The 20,723-nt window shown below is 71.9% G+C and carries 18 protein-coding genes; all 18 read right to left on the bottom strand.

All coding sequences use genetic code 11. The features are described from left to right. Positions 1-4 precede the first annotated feature (4 nt). A complete protein-coding gene (locus ACIP93_RS16560) occupies positions 5-334 on the bottom strand; it encodes a DUF6126 family protein (RefSeq protein WP_401759375.1) in 330 nt (109 codons plus the stop codon). Then, entirely contained in the window at positions 334-942 is a 609-nt protein-coding gene (locus tag ACIP93_RS16555; RefSeq protein ID WP_401759766.1) for a helix-turn-helix domain-containing protein, read from the bottom strand. The genes ACIP93_RS16560 and ACIP93_RS16555 overlap by 1 nt, the downstream gene beginning before the upstream one ends. A gap of 68 nt (positions 943-1,010) precedes the next feature. Then, positions 1,011-2,450: an aspartate aminotransferase family protein gene (locus ACIP93_RS16550; protein WP_401759372.1), complete on the bottom strand. Its 1,440-nt coding sequence runs from the start codon at positions 2,448-2,450 to the stop codon at positions 1,011-1,013. Beyond that, the gene (gene dxs, locus ACIP93_RS16545) at positions 2,447-4,441 is read right to left on the bottom strand and encodes a 1-deoxy-D-xylulose-5-phosphate synthase (protein WP_401759763.1); all 1,995 of its coding nucleotides are present in this window, start codon (positions 4,439-4,441) and stop codon (positions 2,447-2,449) included. The genes ACIP93_RS16550 and dxs overlap by 4 nt, the downstream gene beginning before the upstream one ends. A gap of 214 nt (positions 4,442-4,655) precedes the next feature. Next, complete coding sequence (gene hpnH, locus ACIP93_RS16540) at positions 4,656-5,678, bottom strand: adenosyl-hopene transferase HpnH (RefSeq protein WP_345218691.1); 1,023 nt, start codon at positions 5,676-5,678, stop codon at positions 4,656-4,658. Between the two features lie 5 nt (positions 5,679-5,683). Then, on the bottom strand, positions 5,684-6,349 hold the full coding sequence (locus ACIP93_RS16535; RefSeq protein ID WP_401759369.1) for a 1-hydroxy-2-methyl-2-butenyl 4-diphosphate reductase: 666 nt from the start codon (positions 6,347-6,349) through the stop codon (positions 5,684-5,686). A gap of 31 nt (positions 6,350-6,380) precedes the next feature. Beyond that, on the bottom strand, positions 6,381-8,411 hold the full coding sequence (gene shc, locus ACIP93_RS16530; protein ID WP_401759366.1) for a squalene--hopene cyclase: 2,031 nt from the start codon (positions 8,409-8,411) through the stop codon (positions 6,381-6,383). A gap of 140 nt (positions 8,412-8,551) precedes the next feature. Next, positions 8,552-9,643, bottom strand: a complete 1,092-nt coding sequence (locus ACIP93_RS16525; RefSeq protein WP_345218683.1) for a polyprenyl synthetase family protein — start codon at positions 9,641-9,643, stop codon at positions 8,552-8,554. Further along, on the bottom strand, positions 9,640-11,031 hold the full coding sequence (gene hpnE / locus ACIP93_RS16520; RefSeq protein WP_345218682.1) for a hydroxysqualene dehydroxylase HpnE: 1,392 nt from the start codon (positions 11,029-11,031) through the stop codon (positions 9,640-9,642). Before hpnE ends, ACIP93_RS16525 begins: the two co-directional genes overlap by 4 nt. 217 nt (positions 11,032-11,248) lie before the next feature. Then, positions 11,249-12,187, bottom strand: a complete 939-nt coding sequence (gene hpnD / locus ACIP93_RS16515) for a presqualene diphosphate synthase HpnD (protein ID WP_401759361.1) — start codon at positions 12,185-12,187, stop codon at positions 11,249-11,251. A gap of 8 nt (positions 12,188-12,195) precedes the next feature. Further along, complete coding sequence (hpnC, locus tag ACIP93_RS16510) at positions 12,196-13,098, bottom strand: squalene synthase HpnC (protein WP_401759358.1); 903 nt, start codon at positions 13,096-13,098, stop codon at positions 12,196-12,198. A 418-nt stretch (positions 13,099-13,516) separates the two neighbouring features. Continuing rightward, a complete protein-coding gene (locus ACIP93_RS16505; protein ID WP_345218675.1) occupies positions 13,517-14,305 on the bottom strand; it encodes an ABC transporter ATP-binding protein in 789 nt (262 codons plus the stop codon). After that, positions 14,298-15,227 carry an ABC transporter permease gene (locus tag ACIP93_RS16500; RefSeq protein WP_345218672.1) on the bottom strand — a complete coding sequence of 310 codons (930 nt, stop codon included), beginning with the start codon at positions 15,225-15,227 and terminating at the stop codon, positions 14,298-14,300. Before ACIP93_RS16500 ends, ACIP93_RS16505 begins: the two co-directional genes overlap by 8 nt. A gap of 117 nt (positions 15,228-15,344) precedes the next feature. Continuing rightward, positions 15,345-16,190, bottom strand: a complete 846-nt coding sequence (locus tag ACIP93_RS16495; RefSeq protein ID WP_345219106.1) for a glycosyltransferase — start codon at positions 16,188-16,190, stop codon at positions 15,345-15,347. A 50-nt stretch (positions 16,191-16,240) separates the two neighbouring features. Beyond that, positions 16,241-16,984 carry a CDP-alcohol phosphatidyltransferase family protein gene (locus ACIP93_RS16490; RefSeq protein WP_401759354.1) on the bottom strand — a complete coding sequence of 248 codons (744 nt, stop codon included), beginning with the start codon at positions 16,982-16,984 and terminating at the stop codon, positions 16,241-16,243. A 13-nt stretch (positions 16,985-16,997) separates the two neighbouring features. Continuing rightward, entirely contained in the window at positions 16,998-18,065 is a 1,068-nt protein-coding gene (locus ACIP93_RS16485) for an iron-containing alcohol dehydrogenase family protein (protein ID WP_345218668.1), read from the bottom strand. Continuing rightward, positions 18,053-18,790, bottom strand: a complete 738-nt coding sequence (locus ACIP93_RS16480; protein ID WP_401759351.1) for a sugar phosphate nucleotidyltransferase — start codon at positions 18,788-18,790, stop codon at positions 18,053-18,055. Before ACIP93_RS16480 ends, ACIP93_RS16485 begins: the two co-directional genes overlap by 13 nt. Further along, a complete protein-coding gene (locus ACIP93_RS16475) occupies positions 18,787-20,547 on the bottom strand; it encodes a DUF5941 domain-containing protein (RefSeq protein ID WP_345219104.1) in 1,761 nt (586 codons plus the stop codon). Before ACIP93_RS16475 ends, ACIP93_RS16480 begins: the two co-directional genes overlap by 4 nt. Positions 20,548-20,723 lie beyond the last annotated feature (176 nt).

Below are 20,723 nucleotides of genomic sequence, written 5' to 3'. Positions count from 1 at the left end.
CCGCTCAGGCGTCGCCGATCGTGAACAGCAGGAAGATGAACGCCGCGACGATGTGCCCGACCACGATGTAGAGGAAGACCCGCACCACGAGGCCGTGCGGCGCCTTGTCCGCGACGAATCCGTCCGGGCCGGCCCTGCCCGCGCCGTCCTGCCACTCGGCGCCCCGGTCGGAGCCGGGGCGGGCGGCGCGGGCCGCCTCGTCGGCGGCGCGGGCGATGGCGCTCAGGGCGGTGGTCTGCGCCTCGGTGAGCTGCTGGGCGGGGGCGGGTCCGGGAGCCTTCACGAAGCCCTGCGCGGGGGCGAGTCCCGGCGGCTGTGCGGTGGACTCGGTCATCATGACTCCTGGGGCAGGCAGAGCCCGGCGACGGTGCTCTGCATCAGTGTGTGGAGGAACAGCAGCTCGGCCCCCTGCGGCGTCACCGCGGTGATCCGGTGCGGGGTGAGCGAGTCGAAGTGGGCGCTGTCGCCCTCGTCCAGGGTGTGCACGCGCTCCCCGAGCACCAGGCGCAGCCGCCCCTCGAGCACGTACAGCCACTCCTCGCCGGGATGGACCCGTACGAGATCCCGCTGGGCGGCGTGCGGCACGTGGACGCGCAGCGCCTGCATGGCCCGGCCGTGGCTGCCGGCCTGCCGGTACGTCCAGCCGTCGGCCTCGCGGGCGGTCATCTCGCCGGCCCGCACGACGGCGTCCGGGGCGGCCGCCGTCTCGCCGAGGACCTCGGAGACGGTCGTGCCGTAGACCCGGGCCAGCGCGAGGAGCATCGGCAGCGAGGGCTGGCGCTGTCCGGTCTCCAGCCGGGAGAGGTGCGCGGGCGAGAGCCCGGCGCGGCGGGCCGCGGCCTCCAGCGTGAATCCGCCGCGGCGGCGGAGTTCTCGCAGGTGGGGAGCGACGGAGGGCAGTTCCGCCGAGCCCTCGGCCGCCTCTTCGAGGCGTGGCGTCATACGGTCCATTGAGCCAGAGTGCTTACCTCTGGGGCAAACTTCTTGCCCCAGAGGCAAAAGAGGCCGGTTCAACGGTGGGCGACCGCCTGCTTCACCAGTGTCCGGCCGAAGTCCCACATCAGGCCACCGCCGGAGTGTGCGTCGTCCATCACGGCGGTGAAGGCGTCCACGAAGCGGTCGACCTCCTTCTCCCCCACGGTCAGCGGTGGAATCAGTTTGATCACTTCCAGGTGGTCGCCGGACACCTGGGTGAGGATCCGGTGCTTCTGCAGCAGCGGCACGACGACCATCTGCGCGAAGAGCCCCTTGCGGGCCGCCTGGAGCATCGCCCAGCGCCCGCGCAGCGCGAGCGAGGCCGGCCGCCCGAACTCGATGCCGATCATGAGGCCGCGCCCGCGGACGTCGTGCAGCAGCTCGTACTTCCCCGTCAGCGCGGCCAGCCGCGTCTTCAGCAGGCCGCCGGTGCGCCGGGCGTTGGCCACGATCTGCTCGTCCTCCATGACCGAGAGCACGGCGAGGCCGGCCGCCATCGCTTGGGCGTTGGACCCGAAGCTGGCCGAGTGGACCAGCACCCGGTCCATGGAGGAGTAGACCTTCTTGAAGATCCAGTCCTTGCCGAGCGTCGCCCCGACGGGCACGTAGCCGCCGGAGAGCGCCTTGGCGACGCACACCAGGTCGGGTTCCACGCCCGCCTCGTGCTGGTAGGCGTAGAAGTCGCCGGTGCGGCCGAGCCCGGTCTGCACCTCGTCGGCGATGAGCAGCGCCCCGTGCCGGTGCAGCAGTTCCTGGGCGGCGCGCAGGAAGCCGGGCGGGGACTCCAGCACCCCCTTGCCCTGGATGGGCTCCACGACGAATCCGGCGACGTCGCCGCGCCGCAGCTCCCGCTCCAGCGCGTCCAGGTCCCCGAGTTCGATCGCGGTGTCGGGCAGCAGCGGGGCGAACCCGTCCCGGAACCCCTTCTCGCCGTTGACCGAGAGCGCGCCGGTGGTGAGCCCGTGGAAGGCGTGCGAGCAGTAGAGGACGCGCGGCCTGCCCGTCGCGTACCGGGCGAACTTCAGCGCGGTCTCGACCGCTTCCGTACCGCTGTTGCCGAAGAAGACGCGGTCCAGGTGCGGGCTGTGCGCGAGGAGCTTCTCGGCGAGCAGCCCCGGCAGCGGCTGGCAGTCGAAGCGGGTGAGGTCGGCGAGCGAGGCGTCCAGCACGTCGTGCAGGGCCTTGCGGACGACGGGGTGGTGGCGGCCGAGGCCCATCACTCCGAATCCGGCGAGCATGTCGAGGTAGTCGTTGCCGTCGGCGTCCCAGAAGTACGCGCCCTCGGCCCGCTCGTACACCCGGTCGAAGCCGATGGTGCGGAGCATGCGCGGGAGCTGGTGGTTGAGGTGCCGGGAGTGCAGCTCGTACCGTTCGCCGCCGCGGGCCGCGAGCAGTTCCGCCAGGTCGAATCCCCGGGAGGCCCCGGCGGGCCCGCTCCCGGCGGGTGCGGGAGCCTCGGGCGCGTCTTCGGTCATTCCGTCAGTTCTCCTTCGTTCTCCGCCGATGCGTGCTGTGACGGTGCTGGATTCTTCGTCGTTGACGGGTTCTTCGTCGCTGACGGGCTCTTCGTCGCTGTCACGTTCTTCGTCGTCCCGGTTCCGTACGGGGCCGTCGCCGCGCCGATCCGGCCGGCGATCTCGACGGGCGTGAGTCCGATGTCGGCCAGCACCTCGCTCCGCCTGGCGTGCGCCAGGAACTGCTCCGGAATTCCGAAGGTCCGCAGCGGCACGTCCACGGAGGCGTCGCCCAGGGACTGCCCCACCGCCGAACCGACGCCCCCGGCCCGGGAGTTGTCCTCGATCACGGCGACGAGCGCGTGCAGGGCGGCGAGCGGCGCCAGCGCCGGGTCGACGGGCTTGACCCAGCGCGGGTCGACGACCGTGCACCCGATGCCCCGCTCCCCCAGCAGCTTCGCCGTCTCCAGGGCGACCCCGGCGAGCGCCCCGACCGACACCAGGAGCACCCGCGCATCCGCGTCCCGGTGCAGCACGTCGAGCCCGCCGATCCGGTCCAGGGCGGGGTACTCGGGCCCCACCGACTCCTTGGGGAAGCGCACCACCGTCGGCGCGTCGTCGACGGCGACCGCCTCCCGCAACTGGGCCCGCAACTGTTCGGCGTCGCGCGGGGCGGCGATCCGCAGACCCGGCACGACCTGGAGGACCGACATGTCCCACACGCCGTTGTGCGAGGGCCCGTCGGTTCCGGTGACCCCGGCCCGGTCCAGTACGAAGGTCACCCCGCACCGGTGGAGGGCGACATCCATCAGGACCTGGTCGAAGGCACGGTTGAGGAAGGTCGCGTACACCGCGAACACGGGATGCAGGCCGCCGGTCGCCAGGCCCGCCGCCGACACCGCGCCGTGCTGCTCCGCGATCCCGACGTCCCACACCCGGTCGGGGTAGGCCTCGGCGAACGCGGTCAGCCCCACCGGATGCAGCATGGCCGCCGTCAGCGCCACCACGTCCGGCCGCTCGGCCCCCACCTTCACCATCTCCTCGCCGAACACCGAGGTCCAAGACGGCCCGCCGGAGGGGCTCAGCGGCTCGCAGGTCAGCGGGTCCATGGCGCCCACCGCGTGGAAGCGGTCGGCCTCGTCCTGCTCGGCGAAGGCGTACCCGCGCCCCTTCTGGGTGAGGCAGTGCACCAGCACGGGGCCGTGGAAGCGCTTGGCGCGGCGCAGCGCGGACTCCACGGCCGCGATGTCGTGCCCGTCGACGGGGCCGACGTACTTCAGGCCCAGGTCCTCGAACATGCCCTGCGGTGCGAAGGCGTCCTTGAACCCCTTCTTCGCGCCGTGCAGCGATTCGTAGAGCGGCTGTCCGACGACCGGGGTGCGCTGGAGCACCTCCTTGCCCCAGGACAGGAAACGCTCGTAGCCGTCGGTGGTCCTGAGCGTCGCGAGGTGGTCGGCGAGTCCGCCGATGGTCGGCGCGTACGAGCGTTCGTTGTCGTTGACCACGATGATCAGCGGGCGGTCCCGGGCGGCGGCGATGTTGTTGAGCGCCTCCCACGCCATGCCGCCGGTGAGCGCCCCGTCCCCGATGACGGCGACGACGTGGTCGGGCCTGCCCAGCACCTCGTTGGCCTTGGCCAGCCCGTCCGCCCAGCCGAGCACGGTGGACGCGTGCGAGTTCTCGATGACGTCGTGCACGGACTCCTCGCGCGAGGGGTAGCCGGACAGGCCGCCCTTGCCGCGGAGCTTGGAGAAGTCCTGCCGCCCGGTCAGCAGCTTGTGCACATAGCTCTGGTGGCCGGTGTCCCACAGGATGCGGTCCACCGGCGACTCGAAGACCCGGTGCAGGGCGACGGTCAGCTCCACCACGCCCAGATTGGGACCGAGGTGGCCCCCGGTCCTGGCCACCGCCTCGATCAGGAACTGCCGTATCTCTCCGGCCAGTTCGACCAGTTCCGCTTCGTCCAATGCCTTCAGGTCCCGCGGCCCCCGGATGCCTTCCAGGATCGTCACGTCGGCCCCCTCTCGGATCGTCCAGCTCACCGTGACGTCGGGGCTGCCCGAGGGCACTCCGGCGTCCTCCCCGCTCGCGGCGGTCCTCACCGCCTCTGCGCTCCCCCTGCCGGAGGCGGCCGCCGGACGCGCCGCGAGGGGCGGCGCGTCGCGGACGGCCGGGCCGGCGCCGCGGGGAGCCCCGGCCGCGCCGGAGCCCCCCGCGGCCGTCACGTCACCCGCGGTTGCCCGAAACGGTCTCGCGGGCGGCGCGGATGGACTCCTTGAGCGAGCCCATCGTGGCGAGGACGGCCGTCGGCTCGTAGCCGCAGTGCGCCATGCAGTTCGCGCACCGCGGGTCCTTGCCGCGCCCGTACTTCTCCCAGTCGGTCTTCTCGATGAGCTCGCGGTACGTGGGAACGTACCCGTCGCTCATCAGGTAGCAGGGCCGCTGCCAGCCGAACAGGGAGTAGTTCGGGATGGCCCAGGCCGTGCAGGAGAAGTCGGCCCTGCCTTCCAGGAAGTCCAGGAAGAGCGGCGAGTGGTTGAGCCGCCACTTCTTCCGGTTCCCCCCGGCGAACGCCTTGCGGAAGAGCTCCCGGGTCTGCTCGACGCCCAGGAAGTGCTCCTGGTCGGGGGCCTTCTCGTAGGCGTAGGCGGGCGAGATCATCATCTCGTCCACCTCCAGCTCGTCATTGAGGAAGTCGAGCACCTCGATGATGGTCTGGGGGGTGTCGGTGTTGAAGAAGGTCGAGTTGGTGGTGACCCGGAAGCCGCGCCGCTTGGCCTCCTTGATCGCCTCCACCGCCTCGTCGAAGACGCCTTCCTTGGCCACCGACTCGTCGTGCCGCTCGCGCAGCCCGTCGATGTGCACGGCGAACGCGAAGTAGGGCGAGGGCGTGAACTTCTCGATCTTCTTGCGCAGCAGCATGGCGTTGGTGCAGAGGAAGACGTACTTCCTCTTCGCCACCAACTGCCGCACGATCTCGTCGATCTGCGGGTGCATCAGCGGTTCGCCGCCGGCGATGGAGACCATCGGGGCGCCCGATTCGAGCACCGCCCCCACGGCCTGCGCCACCGGCATGCGCTGCTTGAGCACTCCCGCGGGGTGCTGGATCTTTCCGCAGCCCTCGCACTTGAGGTTGCACGCGAAGAGCGGTTCCAGCTCGACGATCAGCGGGAACTTCTCCCGCTTGCGGACCTTCTGTTCGAACAGGTACGTCCCGACCCTGATGGTTTGACGGAGCGGCATTGCCATCTGGCTCACCTCCTGGGGAGCAGCGAAGAACGGTGCCATTCGTAGAACGCCGGAAGAACATGGCGCAGAACACGGAAAGCCGATATTCCACCGCTGAGGGTGCCGAGCCGCAGGAGCTCGTGCCCGGGTGCGTCCACGACCACCCGGACGGCGGCAACGGGCCTGGGCCCGGCCCGCAGGGCGCCTGCGAGGACCGCCGCGGACTCCATGTCCACGGCGATCGCGCCCTCCGCGTGCAGCGCGGCCCGTTCGGCCGTCCCGCGCACGACGTGGTCGCTGCCGGTCAGCGGCCCGGTGTGGACCGCCCGCTCCGGGAGCGCTCTGGCCACCGCGTCGGCCAGCAGCGCCACGTCCGTACAGGCCGTGGCACCGCGGCGGTCGCGGGTCTCGGTGGCGACCACGAGGTCGCCGGGGCGCATGCCGGCGGCGAGCCCGGCGCAGAAACCGGACGCGATGACGGCGGCGTCCCTGGCCGGGCCCCCCTCGGCGAGGGTGCGGGCGACGGCGTAGTCGGCGGCCTCGGGGCCCATTCCGGTACGGAGCACGAGGACGGGCCCCGCCGCGCCGCCGCGGTCGCCGCCGCGCAGGGCGAGGCGTTCGACGCCGAGCGCGCAGGCGATCAGCAGCGGCCGGGTACTGCCGGGCCCGGGTGCACCCGGGGTTCGGGTCAATGCGGCCCCCTTGAGCGGGCGGTGGTCCTCTTCAGGACCGGGAGGTCGGGAAGACGGGCTCCCCGTGGACGTACCGGCCGAGCGCGGTGAGCGGGAACACCTGCCGGTAGAGGTGGTAGTTGATGGAGAAGTCCCAGGGGAAGCCGGTGCCGGTGAAGTACGGCTCGTCCCAGGAGCCGTCGGGAAGCTGGGTCTCGGCGAGCCAGGCCACGCCCCGCTCGGTGGCCTTCGACCCGCTCTCCCCGGCCGCGATCAGCGCGAGGAGCGCCCAGGCGGTCTGCGAGGCGGTGGACACCCCGTGCCCGGCCCAGCCCGGTTCCTTGTACGAGCGCAGGTCCTCGCCCCAGCCGCCGTCGTCGTTCTGCACGGATTCCAGCCAGGCCACCGCGCGGCGGATCGCGGGGTGCGATCCGGGCAGTCCGGCGGCGGTGAGGGCGGGCACCACGGAGCCGGTTCCGTAGACGTAGTTGACGCCCCAGCGGCCGAACCAGGCGCCGCTGGGCTCCTGTTCGGCGAGCAGCCAGGTGATGCCGCGCCGGGTGCGCGGGTGGTGGGCCTTGCCCTCGACGGCCAGCATCTCCACCACGTGGGCGGTGACGTCGGCGGACGGCGGGTCGATGACCTCGCCGAAGTCGCAGAACGGCAGCCGGTTGGGGAAGCCGCTGGTGTTGTCGGCGTCGAAGGCGCCCCAGGCGCCGTTCTTGGACTGCATCCCGAGGTTCCAGCGCACTCCGCGCGCGATGGCGCCCTCCATCCGGTCGCGGTCGGGGTGGGCGACGCGGCGCAGGGCGAGGATGACTTCGGCGGTGTCGTCGATGTCGGGGTAGTTGTCGTTGTGGAACTCGAACGCCCAGCCGCCCGGCGGGAGTTCGGGCCTGCGCACCGCCCAGTCGCCGGGCCGTACGATCTCCTCCGCCAGCATCCAGTCGGCGGCCTTGACCAGCGCCGGGTGGTCGGCGGGAACTCCGGCGTCGGCGAGCGCGATGGTGGCCAGGCAGGTGTCCCAGACCGGGGACTGGCAGGCCTCGACCATGCGGGCCCCGTCCTCGCGCCAGACCGCGAACCGGTCCAGCGACGCCAGCCCGGCCTTCATCACCGGGTGTTCGAGGTCGTATCCCAGCAGGTGGAGGGCGATCAGCGAGTACACGGCGGGCGGCTGGATGCCGCCCCAGCAGCCGTCGTTCTCCTGCCGCTCGATGATCCACCGGGCGGCCGCCTTCATCGCGACGCGCCGCAGCGGCGGCGGGGCAATGCGGTGGTAGACGTGCAGCGCCTTGTCGAGCCGCTGGAAGAAGCCGTCCCAACTGGCCGGTGGGGCGAGCGGCTTGAGCGGCGCGGGGTTGCGCCGGTCCGTGTGCAGCTCGTCCAGCGCGAAGGGCGCGGGCCGCACGGGGCGCTGCGCGGAGACCACCGTGAGCGGCACGATCGTCTGCCGTGCCCAACAGCCGAAGTCGTAGATGTTGAGAGGGACCCACTTGGGGAAGAAGATCAGCTCGGGTGGGAGTTCCGGCAGGTCGTCCCACTTCCACCAGCCGAAGAGGGCCAGCCAGATCCGGGTGAAGACCCGGCTCGCGGCGATCCCGCCCCGGGCCCGCACCCAGGCCGCGGCCCGCGCCATGTGGGGCTCGTCGGGGAGGTCCCCGGCCAGCCGCAGGGCGACGTACGCCTCGATGGTGGCGGAGAGGTCCCCGGGTCCCTGGTAGAAGGTGGCCCAGGTGCCGTCCTCGCGCTGTTCGCCCCGGATGAACAGGGCGGCCGCCTGGACGGTCCGCTCGTCCTGGATCCCGAGGAACTGCCGCAGCAGCAAGTCTTCGGCGTCCATGGTCACATTGGTTTCCAGGTCGCCCTTCCACCAACCCTGCGCGTCCTGCCGGGCGAGCAGGTTCTCGGTCGCACGCTCCACGGCCAGCCGGGCCGCGTCGCGCACGTCGGGTGCGGCGGCGGCCGTGGCGGTGGTGGTCGTAGCGGCGGTGGTCGTCGTAGGAATCGAAATGGTCGTCTGGCTGGCCGAAGTCGCCCCGGGGTCCACAACCCCGCTGCTTCCGTCGGTCGTCGCTGTCATGGTTTCCCCTTCGTGCAGGTGGACTTCTGCTGTGCTGGGGTTTCCGTCGTCCGGGCCGCCGTTCAAGGCGGCCCGGACGGCGACTGCTCGGGGGTCCGGGGGCTAGCCCCCGGGAGAGCCGTGGGTGCGCCGGGCGGCCGTCACCTCTTGCGTACGACCACGAAGTCGGCGAGCGCGGTCAACTGCGCCCGCACCCGTTCCGGCATGTCGACGCCGTGCAGTGCCTCGATGGCGACCGCGTGCTGGCGGCGGGCCTCCTGAGTGGTCCACTCGCGGCCGCCCGCTTCCTCGATGAGGGCCGCGCGCATGGCGAACTCCTCCTCGGAGAAGGTGTCGAAGTCCTGGGACTCGGCGTCCGCCTTGAGCAGTTCGCCGAGCTTCTCGGAGGCGGTTCCGCCCGCGGCGAGCGCGGCGACGACCGGCAGCGACTTCTTGCGCTGGCGCAGGTCGCTCCAGGTCTGCTTGCCGGTCGAGCCGGGGTCGCCCCAGATGCCGAGCAGGTCGTCGACGGCCTGGAAGGCGAGGCCGAGGTGGTAGCCGTACGCCTCCAGGGTGTCGGCGGTCCTGTCGTCGGCGCCGCCGAGGACCGCGCCGATGGACACCGCGCAGGCGAGGAGGGCGCCGGTCTTGTTGCCCTCCATCTCCAGGCACTCCTCGACGGTGACCCGCTCGCGGTGCTCGAAGGAGATGTCCTGCGCCTGGCCGTCGATCAGCTTGCGCGTCGCGGTGGTCAGCCGGCGGGTGGCCCGTCCCGCCTCGACCGTGCCGATCTCCAGCAGGATTTCGTTGGCGAGCGCGAAGAGCGCGTCGCCCACGAGGATCGCCTGGGCCGGGCCGTGCACCTTCCACACGGTGTCGCGGTGGCGGCGCTGCTCGTCGCCGTCCATCAGGTCGTCGTGCAGCAGCGAGAAGTTGTGCACGAGCTCCACGGCCACCGCGCCGGGCACGCCGACCTCGGGGGTGGCGCCCGCGGCCTCCGCGGACAGCAGGGCCAGCGCCGGGCGCACGGCCTTGCCGCCGTCGCCGTCGGCGGGCCGGCCCTGGGCGTCGATCCACCCGAAGTGGTAGGCCGCGACGGTGTCCATGGGCGGCGCGAGCCGGTCCACGGCGGCACGCAGCACCGGGGCGGACAGGTCCCTGCCGCGCTCCAACAGCGCCGCGATGTCCACGGTGTCGACAGCCGGGTTCGCCGGGGTCACAGGCTCTCCTCTTGTTCCATAACTGATGCTCATGCCGCCTCCAGTGGCGGAAGTTCATAGGGGCGGCCGAGTGCGGAGAGCGTCGCCTGCGCGGCACTGAGACCGCTGCGCACGGCGCCTTCCATGGTCGCGGGCCAGCCGGTGGCGGTCCACGCCCCGGCCAGGTACAGCCCCGGCGCACGGGTGCGCGCTCCGGGGCGCAGGCGCCCGACGCCGGGTGTGGGGGCGAACGTCGCGGTGCGCTCCCGGGTGACGAAGAAGTCCCGTACCTGCGCCGTCCGCGTCGCGGGCAGCAGCCGCTCCAGTTCGGGCAGGTAGCGCTGCCTCAGCTCGGCGACGGGCGCGTCGATCTCGTCGACGGCGTCGGACTGCGAGAGGGCCAGGTACTGGCCGCCGCCGGTGAGCCCCGAGGCCCCGGTGCGGTCGAAGACCCACTGGACGGGCGTGCCGAGGGCGGCGAAGAAGGGCTTGCGCAGCACCTTGCGGTCGTACACGACGTGGACGTTGAGGATCGGCGAGACGCCGATCTCCCGGATCCGGTCCTGCTCGTCCAGCGCCCCCTTGGGCAGCAGGGCGTGCGTCTCCTTCTGCGGCACGGCCAGCACGACGGCGTCGGCCGCGATCCGCTCCCCGCCCGCCTCGACGACCCAGCCGCCCTTCTTCGTACGGGTCAGGGCGTCCGCCCTGGTGCGCACCTCGGTCCGCACCCCGGCCGCGTCGAGGGCCTTGCGGGCCCGGGTGTCGTGCAGCTCGCCGAGCGGGACGTGGGCCCAGCCGATGTCGGCGGCTCCGGGGTCGGAGAGCAGTCCGGTCTTGAAGACCTTGGCGGCGAGCCCGAGCGAGGCCTGCGGCGCGCGCACGTTGAGGGTGGCGACGCCGACCAGGTCCCAGAGCGCCTCGATGGTGCGCGGCGACTGGCCGTGCTGGGCGAGCCAGGTCGCGAAGTCGACGTCGTCCAGCGCGGGGTCGTCCGGGTCGAGCCCCTTGAGCGCGAGCGCCGCCCGCCCGACGGAGGCCCGTTCGGCCATCGACAGGTGCGGGTAGGTGGCGAGGCTCGCGGCCAGGTGCAGCGGTACGGGCAGGGCCGCACGCCGCAGCGTCCCCAGCCGGGGCCCGCGCGGGTCGCCGACGTCGAGCACCGGCACTTCGAGCCGGCGTTGCAGCGGCGCGAGCGCGGCGGCGTCCACGCGGTCCAGGAACCACCGGTAGGCGGTGCAGCAGCGCAGGTAGACGTGCTGTCCGTTGTCGACGGTCAGGTCGCCGCGCTGGAAGGAGAACGCGAGACCGCCGAGCCGGGGCCGCCCCTCCAGCAGCGTGACGCGCACGCCCGCGGCCGCGAGTTCGAGGGCGGCCGTGACGCCGGCGAGGCCTCCGCCGACGACGACGGCAGTGGGCGCGGGCGGCATGGTGTGGTCCGTCATGCACCCTCCCCCGGGTGTTGTGCCGTGCGGAACGCCGCTGCGGCCGGTGCGGCCGCAGTCGTTGCCTTCAGGGACGCGTCAGGCCGGCGGAGGGTTGCGCACCGGTTCGACGCATTCGGCGGATTCTGCCGCTTTCGCTCGTTGCGCACCGTGCACCCCGTGTGCGGCTTGCGCGCCGAGTTCGGATGTTTCACGTGAAACGCTCTTCCCGGCCCCTTCAAGGACGCCTCCGGGCGGTCTGCCGGGCGATGTGGCGCGCGTCGAGCCCGGAGAGGCCGCGCACGGCGACGTACGCCTTCTCGTGCCCGGGCAGCGAGACGCGGCCGCGCAGGACCGCCTCGGGGTCGCGCTCGATGCGGTCCAGGAGCCTGCGGTAGATGCCCGCCATGGCGGCGACGCAGGCGCCGGAGCGCCGGTCGAGGTGGGGCAGCAGCCGGTAGCCCTCGGCGAAGAGGGCGCGGGCGCGCCGTACTTCGAAGTGCACCAGACCCGCGAAGTCGGAGCCGGGCGGCGGGGCGGAGCCGTGGAAGCCGTCCGCGCAGCCGAACTTGGCGAGGTCCTCGGCCGGCAGGTAGGTGCGCCCGTTGCCGGCGTCCTCGCGGACGTCGCGCAGGATGTTGGTGAGCTGGAGGGCGAGGCCGAGCGTATCGGCGTACTCGGGGGCGCGGTCGGCGTCCCGTGCGCCGGACGGCGTGCCGAACACGCCGAGCGAGAGCCGCCCGATGGCGCCGGCGACGCACCGGCAGTAGACCTTCAGGTCGTCCCAGGTCTCGTACGTCGCCTCGTGGACGTCCATCAGGACGCCGTCGATGAGTTCGTCGAGCCCGCCGAGCGGGATCGGGAAGCGGCGGGCGGCGTCGGTGAGCGCGACGGCCACCGGGTCGGTGTCGTCCTCCTCGATGTCGCCCGCGCTGATCCGCGCGAGCAGGGCCCGGGTCTCCCCGAGCCGCTTCTCCTTGACCTCGGGCGGCAGCGTGCCGTCGCCGATGTCGTCCACGCGCCGGGAGAAGGCGTAGAGCGCGGACATCGCGTTGCGCTTGTCGGTGGGCAGCAGCCGGATGCCGTACGCGAAGTTGCGTGCCTGCTGTCCGGTCACCGCCTCGCAGTAGCTGTACGCGGCGAGTACCGGTGCGGACGTCTCGTGGTGTTGCTCCATGGTCCGGCTCACCCCTCTCTTCGCAGAGTCGCTCCCACTTCGCGCAGCAGACTGAGCTTGGTGGGCTTGGGCGGTCCAGAAAGCACGTCGAAACCGGCGGTGTGCACCGCCTTGAGGGCGGCGCGGCCGCCGGCGACGAAACCGGCCAGCAGAAGCCTCAGTCTGCCGTGCACGCTACCCACGAGCGGGGGCCCTTCATTCAGCAGGCGCGCGGCACGTTCGGCCTCGAAGGCGATCAGCGAGCGCACCGAGGAGTTGGCGCTCGGCGCGGCGAGATCGTGCTCGGACACGCGGAAGCGCCGCATGTCCTCGGCCGGGAGGTAGATCCGGTCCCGGGCCAGGTCCTCGGCAACGTCCTGGAGGTGCTCGACGATCTGGAGCCCGGTGCAGACGGCGTCGGAGCGGCGGACGCGTTCGGGGCTGGTGGTGCCGGTGAGGGCGAGGACCAGGCGGCCGACCGGGTTGGCGGACTTCTCGCAGTAGGCGAGGAGGTCCTCGTACGTCGCGTAGCGCGTGACCTTCTGGTCCTGTCGGTTGGCCTCGATCAGCCCGAGGAAGGGCCCGGGGGTGAGGGCGCGGCGGCGGACGGTGGGCTGGAGGGCCAGCAGCAGCGGGTGGCGCGGCGTGGAGTCGAAGACCCGGTGCAGGTCGGCCTCGAAGGCGTCCAGCAGGGCGAGCCGGTCGTCCGTCTGCCGCGGGTCGAGGCCGAGGAGTTCCGCGTCCCGGCCGCCGGGGGCGAGGTCGCCGTCGCCGATGTCGTCGACCAGGCGCGCGTACCCGTAGACGGCCATGAGGTCGTCGCGCCAGGCGCGGGGCAGGAAGAAGGGGGCCACGGGGAAGTTCTCGTCCGCGGCCTTGTCGAGGGTGCTGCGCTCAGGGGCGCCGGGGGACGCCTCCCGGACTCCGGTCATCGCCGACCGCCCTCCACGAGGACGGCGAGAGCATCTCGGAGCTGGAGAATTCCCACTGCCATTGCCGTCACACCTCCCGTTCTACACTGCCGACTCAAAACATCCCATTTCGGACACGCCGCCCGTCGACCGACGGCGGAGAGTGCTCTGAGGCGGGGCCCCGGGGGAGCAATAGCCCCACTTGCCGCGAATCAGCACCGGTACAGCTTACGTCGTACAACGCGAAGCATCTCCTCGGGGTGTTGCGCGCATCACGACAACGCGCCCGAGGGGCCCAACCTTCCCCGGGGGCGGGCCAGTTGCCGCGGCGGCCGGATCCTGACGCCCCGTCGGGCCGGTCCGGACGCCCGCCGCGCCCCGACGCACCGGCAGGGCCCCCACCGGTTCCGGCGGGGGCCCTGCGGGGAGGGAGCCGGCGCTACTTGCCGGTCTCCTTCTCGTACGCCTTGACGACCTCGTCGGTGGGGCCGTCCATCAGCAGTTCGCCCTTCTCCAGCCACAGGACGCGGTCGCAGGTGTCCCTGATCGACTTGTTGCTGTGGCTGACCAGGAAGACCGTGCCGGCCTCCTTGCGGAGCTCCCGGATCCGCTGCTCCGAGCGGATCTGGAACTTCCGGTCACCGGTGGCCAGCGCCTCGTCGATCATCAGGACGTCGTGGTCCTTGGCCGCCGCGATGGAGAAGCGCAGGCGCGCCGCCATGCCGGAGGAGTACGTCCGCATCGGAAGGGTGATGAAGTCGCCCTTCTCGTTGATGCCGGAGAAGTCGACGATGCCCTGGTAGCGCTCGCGGATCTGCTCGCGCGACATGCCCATGGCGAGACCGCCGAGGATGACGTTGCGCTCGCCGGTCAGGTCGTTCATCAGCGCCGCGTTGACGCCCAGCAGCGAGGGCTGGCCGTCGGTGTAGACCTTGCCGCTCTCGGCGGGCAGGAGCCCGGCGATGGCGCGCAGCAGGGTGGACTTGCCGGAGCCGTTGGAGCCGATGAGGCCGATGGCCTCGCCGCGGTAGGCGGTGAAGGTCACCCCGCGCACGGCGTGCACCTTGCGCACGCCGCGGGCCTCGTCGGCCTTCTTGCCGCGCAGGATGCGGTTGAGGGCGGCGGTCGCGCCGCCCTTGCCGCCGCCACCGGTGTTGACCCGGTAGACGATGTGCACGTCGTCGGCGATGACCGTGGGGACGCGGCCCTTGTTGTTGTCCTCAGCCACGGCCGTAACGCTCCTCAGACTTCCAGAAGTACACGAAGCCGAGCGCCCCGAAGAGCACCGCCCAGACCACCGCGGCCAGCCAGACGTGCGGCGGGAGGTTCTCCGAGCCGTACCCGTCGATCAGTGCGAAGCGCATCAGGTCCATGTAGACGGCGGCCGGGTTCCACTGGAGGACGTCGGCGATCCAGGCCGGCCGGTCCTTCAGCATCTCCGTGATGCTGAACATGACGCCGGAGGCGTACATCCAGGTGCGCATGATGAAGGGCATCAACTGCGCGAGGTCCGGGGTCTTGGACCCCAGCCGCGCCATGATCAGCGCCAGGCCGGTGTTGAAGGTGAACTGGAGCACCAGCGTCGGGATCACCAGCAGCCACGACAGCCGCGGGAGGTTGCCGAAGCCCACCACGATCAGCACCAGCACGATCATCGAGTACAGCAACTGCTGGAGCTGCTGCAACGAGAACGAGATGGGCAGCGAGGCCCGGGGGAAGTGCAGGGCGCGCACCAGCCCCAGGTTCCCGGAGATGGCCCGCACGCCCGCCATCGCCGAGCTCTGGGTGAAGGTGAACACGAAGATGCCGGTGACCAGGAACGGGATGTAGACCTCGGTGCTCATCCCCCGCCCGGCCTTCAGGATCAGCCCGAAGATCAGGAAGTAGACCAGCGCGTTGAGCAGCGGGGTCGCCACCTGCCAGAGCTGGCCCAGCTTGGCCTGGCTGTACTGGGCCGCCAGCTTGGCCGAGGAGAACGCCATGATGAAGTGGCGCCGCCCCCACAACTGCTTGACGTACTCGACCAGTCCGGGCCGGGCGCCGCTCACCGAGAGGTGGTACTTGGCGGCGAGCTCCGCCGGGGTCAGTCCCTCGTCGGGAGAGGGAGGGACGCTCATAGCGACCGCTCCGTCTTGGGAAGTGTCACTCACAAGTGGAAACTTTCGTCTTCAAAGATGCGCGAACCGGTGGGCGCCGGAGCGCGGATATCCGGATCCCGGGAGACAGAACCCGGTGCCGGCCGCCCCGGGAGGACTGTTCCGAGCCTGTCAGACGACGGGTGGTCGGCCCAGACGGGTCAGCCGCCATACCGTACGCCACTTCATGGGACGGCGCGGACCCGCGGGGGTGCGCCAGCCCTCCTTGAAACCGCCGAACCAGGCCTTGAGCGCCTCCCCCGAGGGACGCCGGGCGAGGGTGAGCAGCAGCCAGACGCCGAGGTAGACCGGCACCAGGGGCGCGGGCAGGTTGCGGCGGGCCAGCCAGACCCGGTTGCGGGCCACCATGCGGTGGTAGGTCGCGTGCCGGGCCGGCGAGGTGGTGGGGTGGTGCAGGACCATGTCGGCGCGGTAGTCGATCGCCCAGCCCGCGTCGAGGGCCCGCCAGGCCAGGTCGGTCTCCTCGTGGGCGTAGAAGAACTCGTCCGGGAGACCGCCGACCTCCGCGAAGACCTTCGTGCGGACGGCGTTGGCGCCGCCGAGGAAGGTGGTCACGCGGGAGGAGCGCATCGGGTCGGCGGCGCGCAGCCGCGGGACGTGCCGGCGCTGGGTGACGCCGGTGTCCGGGTCGGCGATGCGGAAGCTGATGATGCCGAGCGACGGGTCGGCCTCGAAGGCCCCGCGGCACAGCTCGGCGGTGTCGGTCTTCGGCAGGAGGCCGTCGTCGTCCAGGAAGAGCAGGACGTCGACGTCCGATCCGCCGGGCCCGAACGCCTCGATGCCGACGTTGCGGCCGCCGGGGATGCCGAGGTTCTCGGGCAGGTCCACGGTGCGTACGTCGTCGGGGACGCCGGTGACGGGGGCGCCGTTGCCGACGACCACGATGTCGACCGGGTCGCCGTCCTGCTTGCGGACGGAGTCGATCAGGGCGTTGAGGTCGTCGGGGCGGGTGCCCATCGTGATGACGACCGCGCCCACCTTGAGGGGCCCGGACCCCTGGGCGGCGCTCACTTCAGCCTGCTGGAGGCGAGGATGGACACCAGGTGCAGCAGCGTCTGGAGCAGCGCGACGCCCGCGAAGACGGCGACGCCGAGGCGGGTGAAGAACAGGTCGTCGCGGACCGCGTCGAAGACCGCCAGGACCAGGATCAGCAGCGAGGCCTCGATGCCGAGGATCAGCCGGTGGAACTGGAGCATGGAGGCCAGCCGGCGGGCCAGCGCCATCTTCGAGGAGCGCGGCACGCTCGCCGACTCCGCGACCGGCGGCTTGCCGCCCTGGTGGCGGGCGACGGCGACGAGGTCGGTCTCCGCCTTGATCAGGATCGCGCCGAGCGCGGCCAGGGTGCCGAGGAAGGCCCACAGCCAGTCGATGCGGCCGCTCCCCCAGAGGTCGGCGGCGCGCAGGCCGACGCCCACGAGCACGGCGGCGTCCGTCAGGTACGCGCCGACGCGGTCCAGGTAGACGCCGTTCAGCGAGAACTGCTTCTTCCAGCGGGCCACTTCGCCGTCGACGCAGTCGAGCAGCAGGTAGAGCTGCACGGCGACGACGCCGAGCACCGCGCCCCAGATCCCGGGCACCAGCAGCGCCGGTGCGGCGAGGACGCCGCACACGGTCATGACGTACGTCAACTGGTTGGGGGTGACGCGGGTGTTGACCAAGTACCGGTCGACGCGCAGGGAGATCTCGCGCATGTACAGGCGGCCGCCCCAGTGCTCGCCGCTGCGCCGGTCCTTGACGCCCGCGGGGTGCACGACGGGACGGAGTTCAGCTACTGATGGTCGTCTTGACATAGTCGGCGTAAGCGTCCCTGATCTGGTCTGCGGACAGGTCGAGGTGTTCCAGGATGGTGAAGCGTCCCGGACGGGTCTGGGGGGCGTACTCGACGGCCTGGACGAACTCGTCGACGGTGAAACCGATGTCGCCGGGCAGTACGGGCAGCTCGTGCCTGCGCAGTACGTCGGCGAAGAGCGCGGCCTCCTCCCGGGCGCCGCGCAGGTGCATGGCGAAGGTGGCGCCGATGGCGACCTGTTCGCCGTGCGGGGCGGCGCGCCTGGGGAAGAGCAGGTCGAAGGCGTGGCTGATCTCGTGGCAGCCGCCGGACGCGGGGCGGCTGTCGCCGGCCACGGTCATGGAGATGCCGGTGAGCACCAGGCCCTCGGCGAGCACCTTGAGGAAGGAGTCGTCGCGGATGGTGCCGGGGTGGCGCAGCACCGCTTCGCCGGCCTGGCGGGCCATCGCGGCGGCGAGGCCGTCGATGGGGTCGCCGTGCACCTCGTGGGCGAGTTCCCAGTCGGCGACGCAGGAGATGTTGGAGACCGCGTCGCCGATTCCGGAGCGTACGAAACGGTCCGGGGCCTCGCGGATCACGTCGAGGTCGATGACCACGGCGATCGGGGTGGGCACCCCGTAGGAGCCGCGCCCGTTGTCGTTGTCGAGGGTGGCGACCGGGGAGCACAGGCCGTCGTGGGCGAGGTTGGTGGCGACGGCGACCATGGGCAGGCCGACGCGGGCCGCCGCGTACTTCGCGACGTCGATGATCTTGCCGCCGCCGAGGCCGACGACCGCGTCGTAGCGCTGCTTGCCCTTGATGTCGTCGGCGAGCTTGACCGCCGAGTCCAGGGTGCCGTCGGCGACCGGGTACCAGTCGGCGTCGGGCAGGTCGGGCGCGAGGCGCTCGCGCAGGGCCTGCCCGGAGCCGCCGCTGATGGCGATGGCGAGGCAGCCCGAGCCGGAGATCCGCTGGTCCGCGAGGAGGCCGGCGAGGTCGTCCAGGGCGCCCCGGGAGACGTCGACGGTCAGCGGGGAGGGGATCAGGCGGGTCAGTACTGGCACGCGATCTCCCGGCCCTTGGCGAGGTCGTCGTGGTTGTCGATCTCGACCCACTTCACGTCGCCGATCGGGGCGACGTCGATGCGGAAGCCGCGGTTGACGAGCTCCTGGTAGCCGTCCTCGTAGTAGAGGTCGGGGTCGCGCTCGAAGGTCGTCTTCAGGGCGTCGGCCAGCTCGTCGGCGGCCTCGCCCTCGATGAGGGTGACGCCGATGTACTCACCGGTGGCGGTCGCCGGGTCCATCAGCTTGGTGATCCGGCTGACGCCCGTGGCGGGGTCGACGATCACCTTCATCTCCTCGTCGGCGAGCTGCTTCTCCGTGTCCAGCGCGAGGATGATCTTCTTGCCGTCGCCGCGGGCGGCGAGCAGCGTCCGCTCGACGGAGACGGGGTGCACGGTGTCGCCGTTGGCGAGGATCACCGTGTGCCGGACGGAGTCCCGGCCGCACCACAGGGAGTAGGCGTTGTTCCACTCCTCGGCCTTGTCGTTGTCGATCAGGGTGATGCTGAGGCCGTACTTCGCCTCCAGGGCCGCCTTGCGGTCGTAGACGGCCTCCTTGCGGTAGCCGACGATGATCGCGACGTCGGTGAGGCCGATCTCGGCGAAGTTGCCGAGGGTGAGGTCGAGGATCGTGGTGTCGCCGTCCACCGGCACGAGGGCCTTGGGGAGCGTGTCGGTGTAGGGACGCAGACGCCGTCCGGCGCCCGCCGCCAAAACCAGGCCGATCATGCGGTTTCTCCTTCGTCGTGTACGGCGGGTGCTCCCGAGGAGACCCAGAAACGGATGCTCTCGGCGCCCGCCACCAGGGCGATGACCACGGCCAGGACCGTGAGCGCGAGGGGGAGGTCGACGGTGGCCGAGAGGGTGGCGAGGACGACCACCAGCAGGGTGCGGCCCTCGTGTCCGCCGATCGCCCGCACCAGCCGGGCGGGCGGCGCTCCGGTGCCGCCCTTGATGCGGTACACGGTGTCGTAGTGATGGTAGGCGACCGCTGCGACCAGCCCGAATGCGGCGGGAAGGGCGCCTGCGAGGTCCGCCTTGACCGCGAGGACGAGGATCGTGCAGTACTCGGCGATCCGGAAGACCGGCGGGACCAGCCAGTCGAGGGCGCCCTTGAGGGGGCCGCTGACGGCGAGGCCGGAGAGGCCGGCGTAGACGACCGCGCCGGGGATCAGGCGCCAGTCGCCGAACGGCAGGACGAGGGCCGGGACCAGCACCAGGAGCGCGCCGAGACCCGCGACGACGAAGGCGGGCTTCCAGCGCCCGCCCCCGGCCCCGGCGGCCAGTTCGGCCAGCGGCCCGGAGTCGGCCAGGTCCGCCAGTGCCTGCGCGGCCCGGTCGGTGCGGGTGGCGCGCCGGGTCAGCGAGCGCAGGACACGGCCGGCGGTGGTGTAGCAGGCGGCGAAGGCACAGCCGACGAGCAGGGCGTAGAAGACGACGCGGGGGGTGGTGAACGCCGTCAGGACGGCGATCATGGCCCAGCGTTCACCGATGGGCAGCACGATCATGCGCCGCACCCAGACCGTCCAGCCGACGCTGTCCAGCTTGTCGGAGAGGGCGGCGGTGGGGCTGGTGTTGCCGGTGGCGTCGTGGTTGGCCTCGTTGAAGGAGAAGTCCACGACGTGCCGGCAGGTCTGGAGCACCATCGCGCCCAGCGCCAGGGCCCATACGTCGTCGCCGCCGCGGATCGCGCCGAGGGCGAGGCCCGCGTAGTAGGCGTACTCCTTGGCGCGGTCGAACGTGGCGTCGAGCCAGGCGCCCATCGTCGAGTACTGGAGCGAGTAGCGGGCGAGCTGCCCGTCGGTGCAGTCCAGGACGAAGGAGAACAGCAGCAGGAGGCCGGCCGCGACGTAGCCGCCCCGGGTGCCGGTGGCCGCGCAGCCCGCCGCGATCAGCGCGGTGACCAGGGAGGCGGTGGTGACCTGGTTCGGGGTGAAGCCGCGGCGCGCGCACCAGCGGGCGAGGTAGCGGGAGTAGGGGCTGACGCAGTACGTGGTGAAGAACCCGTCGCGGGACTTCACGGCGGTGCGCAGCCGGATCGCCTCGTCGTCGACGGCGGCGACGGCCCGCTCGGCGGCGGTGCGGGACGCGGTGTCGGCCGGCACGGCCGCGACGAGCGAGCCGAGTTCCGGACGCTGCACGGCGACGCCCTCGGCGTCGAGCGCGGCCGCGAGCTCGTCGGGCGAGCCCGGTGCGGTGCGCGCGGCCCGGCTGAGGGCGGCGCGCGCCTCGGGCTGCGCGGTGAGCGCGCCGGTGACGGCGGCCGCCGGGAAGCGGGGATCGGTCAGGCCCAGGCGCAGGGAATGCAGGTGGCCGACGAACCGGGGGTCGACGAGCGCGACGCGTTCACCCGCGGGCGTCTCGTCGAGCAGCCTCGCGGCCTGGGAGGGGTCGGCTGCGGACCGTACGTCGAATCCCAGCGACCGCAGCTCGCCTTCGAGCGACGACCCGGGTACCGGCGGGCCCGTGAGGATGGCGGTCGACAGACGAACTCACTCCTTGGACAAGGCTGACAGGGCTTCGGAAAACCGCAACGGGAAAGCCCGCGCACGGGCGGGCGGGGCGGCATCGGCAGAGGCTATCGGATGAACGGAACCTTGATTTCACTGCCGTTCAGGCTTCCGGCAGCACCTCGCCGGGCGACGCCGGGGCCGCCGCGATC

This window comes from Streptomyces sp. NPDC088745, from assembly GCF_044751045.1.
Taxonomy (GTDB): domain Bacteria; phylum Actinomycetota; class Actinomycetes; order Streptomycetales; family Streptomycetaceae; genus Streptomyces; species Streptomyces cremeus.
This window is presented reverse-complemented; position numbering and strand designations above follow the sequence as displayed.

Excerpts from the sequence above, each read along its gene's own strand:
- ACIP93_RS16560 (WP_401759375.1), bottom strand. The coding sequence starts at position 334 with ATGACCGAGTCCACCGCACAGCCGCCGGGACTCGCCCCCGCGCAGGGC.
- ACIP93_RS16555 (WP_401759766.1), bottom strand. The coding sequence starts at position 942 with ATGACGCCACGCCTCGAAGAGGCGGCCGAGGGCTCGGCGGAACTGCCC.
- ACIP93_RS16550 (WP_401759372.1), bottom strand. The coding sequence starts at position 2,450 with ATGACCGAAGACGCGCCCGAGGCTCCCGCACCCGCCGGGAGCGGGCCC.
- hpnH (WP_345218691.1), bottom strand. The coding sequence starts at position 5,678 with ATGGCAATGCCGCTCCGTCAAACCATCAGGGTCGGGACGTACCTGTTC.
- shc (WP_401759366.1), bottom strand. The coding sequence starts at position 8,411 with ATGACAGCGACGACCGACGGAAGCAGCGGGGTTGTGGACCCCGGGGCG.
- ACIP93_RS16525 (WP_345218683.1), bottom strand. The coding sequence starts at position 9,643 with ATGAGCATCAGTTATGGAACAAGAGGAGAGCCTGTGACCCCGGCGAAC.
- hpnE (WP_345218682.1), bottom strand. The coding sequence starts at position 11,031 with ATGACGGACCACACCATGCCGCCCGCGCCCACTGCCGTCGTCGTCGGC.
- hpnD (WP_401759361.1), bottom strand. The coding sequence starts at position 12,187 with ATGGAGCAACACCACGAGACGTCCGCACCGGTACTCGCCGCGTACAGC.
- hpnC (WP_401759358.1), bottom strand. The coding sequence starts at position 13,098 with ATGACCGGAGTCCGGGAGGCGTCCCCCGGCGCCCCTGAGCGCAGCACC.
- ACIP93_RS16495 (WP_345219106.1), bottom strand. The coding sequence starts at position 16,190 with ATGGGCACCCGCCCCGACGACCTCAACGCCCTGATCGACTCCGTCCGC.
- ACIP93_RS16480 (WP_401759351.1), bottom strand. The coding sequence starts at position 18,790 with ATGATCGGCCTGGTTTTGGCGGCGGGCGCCGGACGGCGTCTGCGTCCC.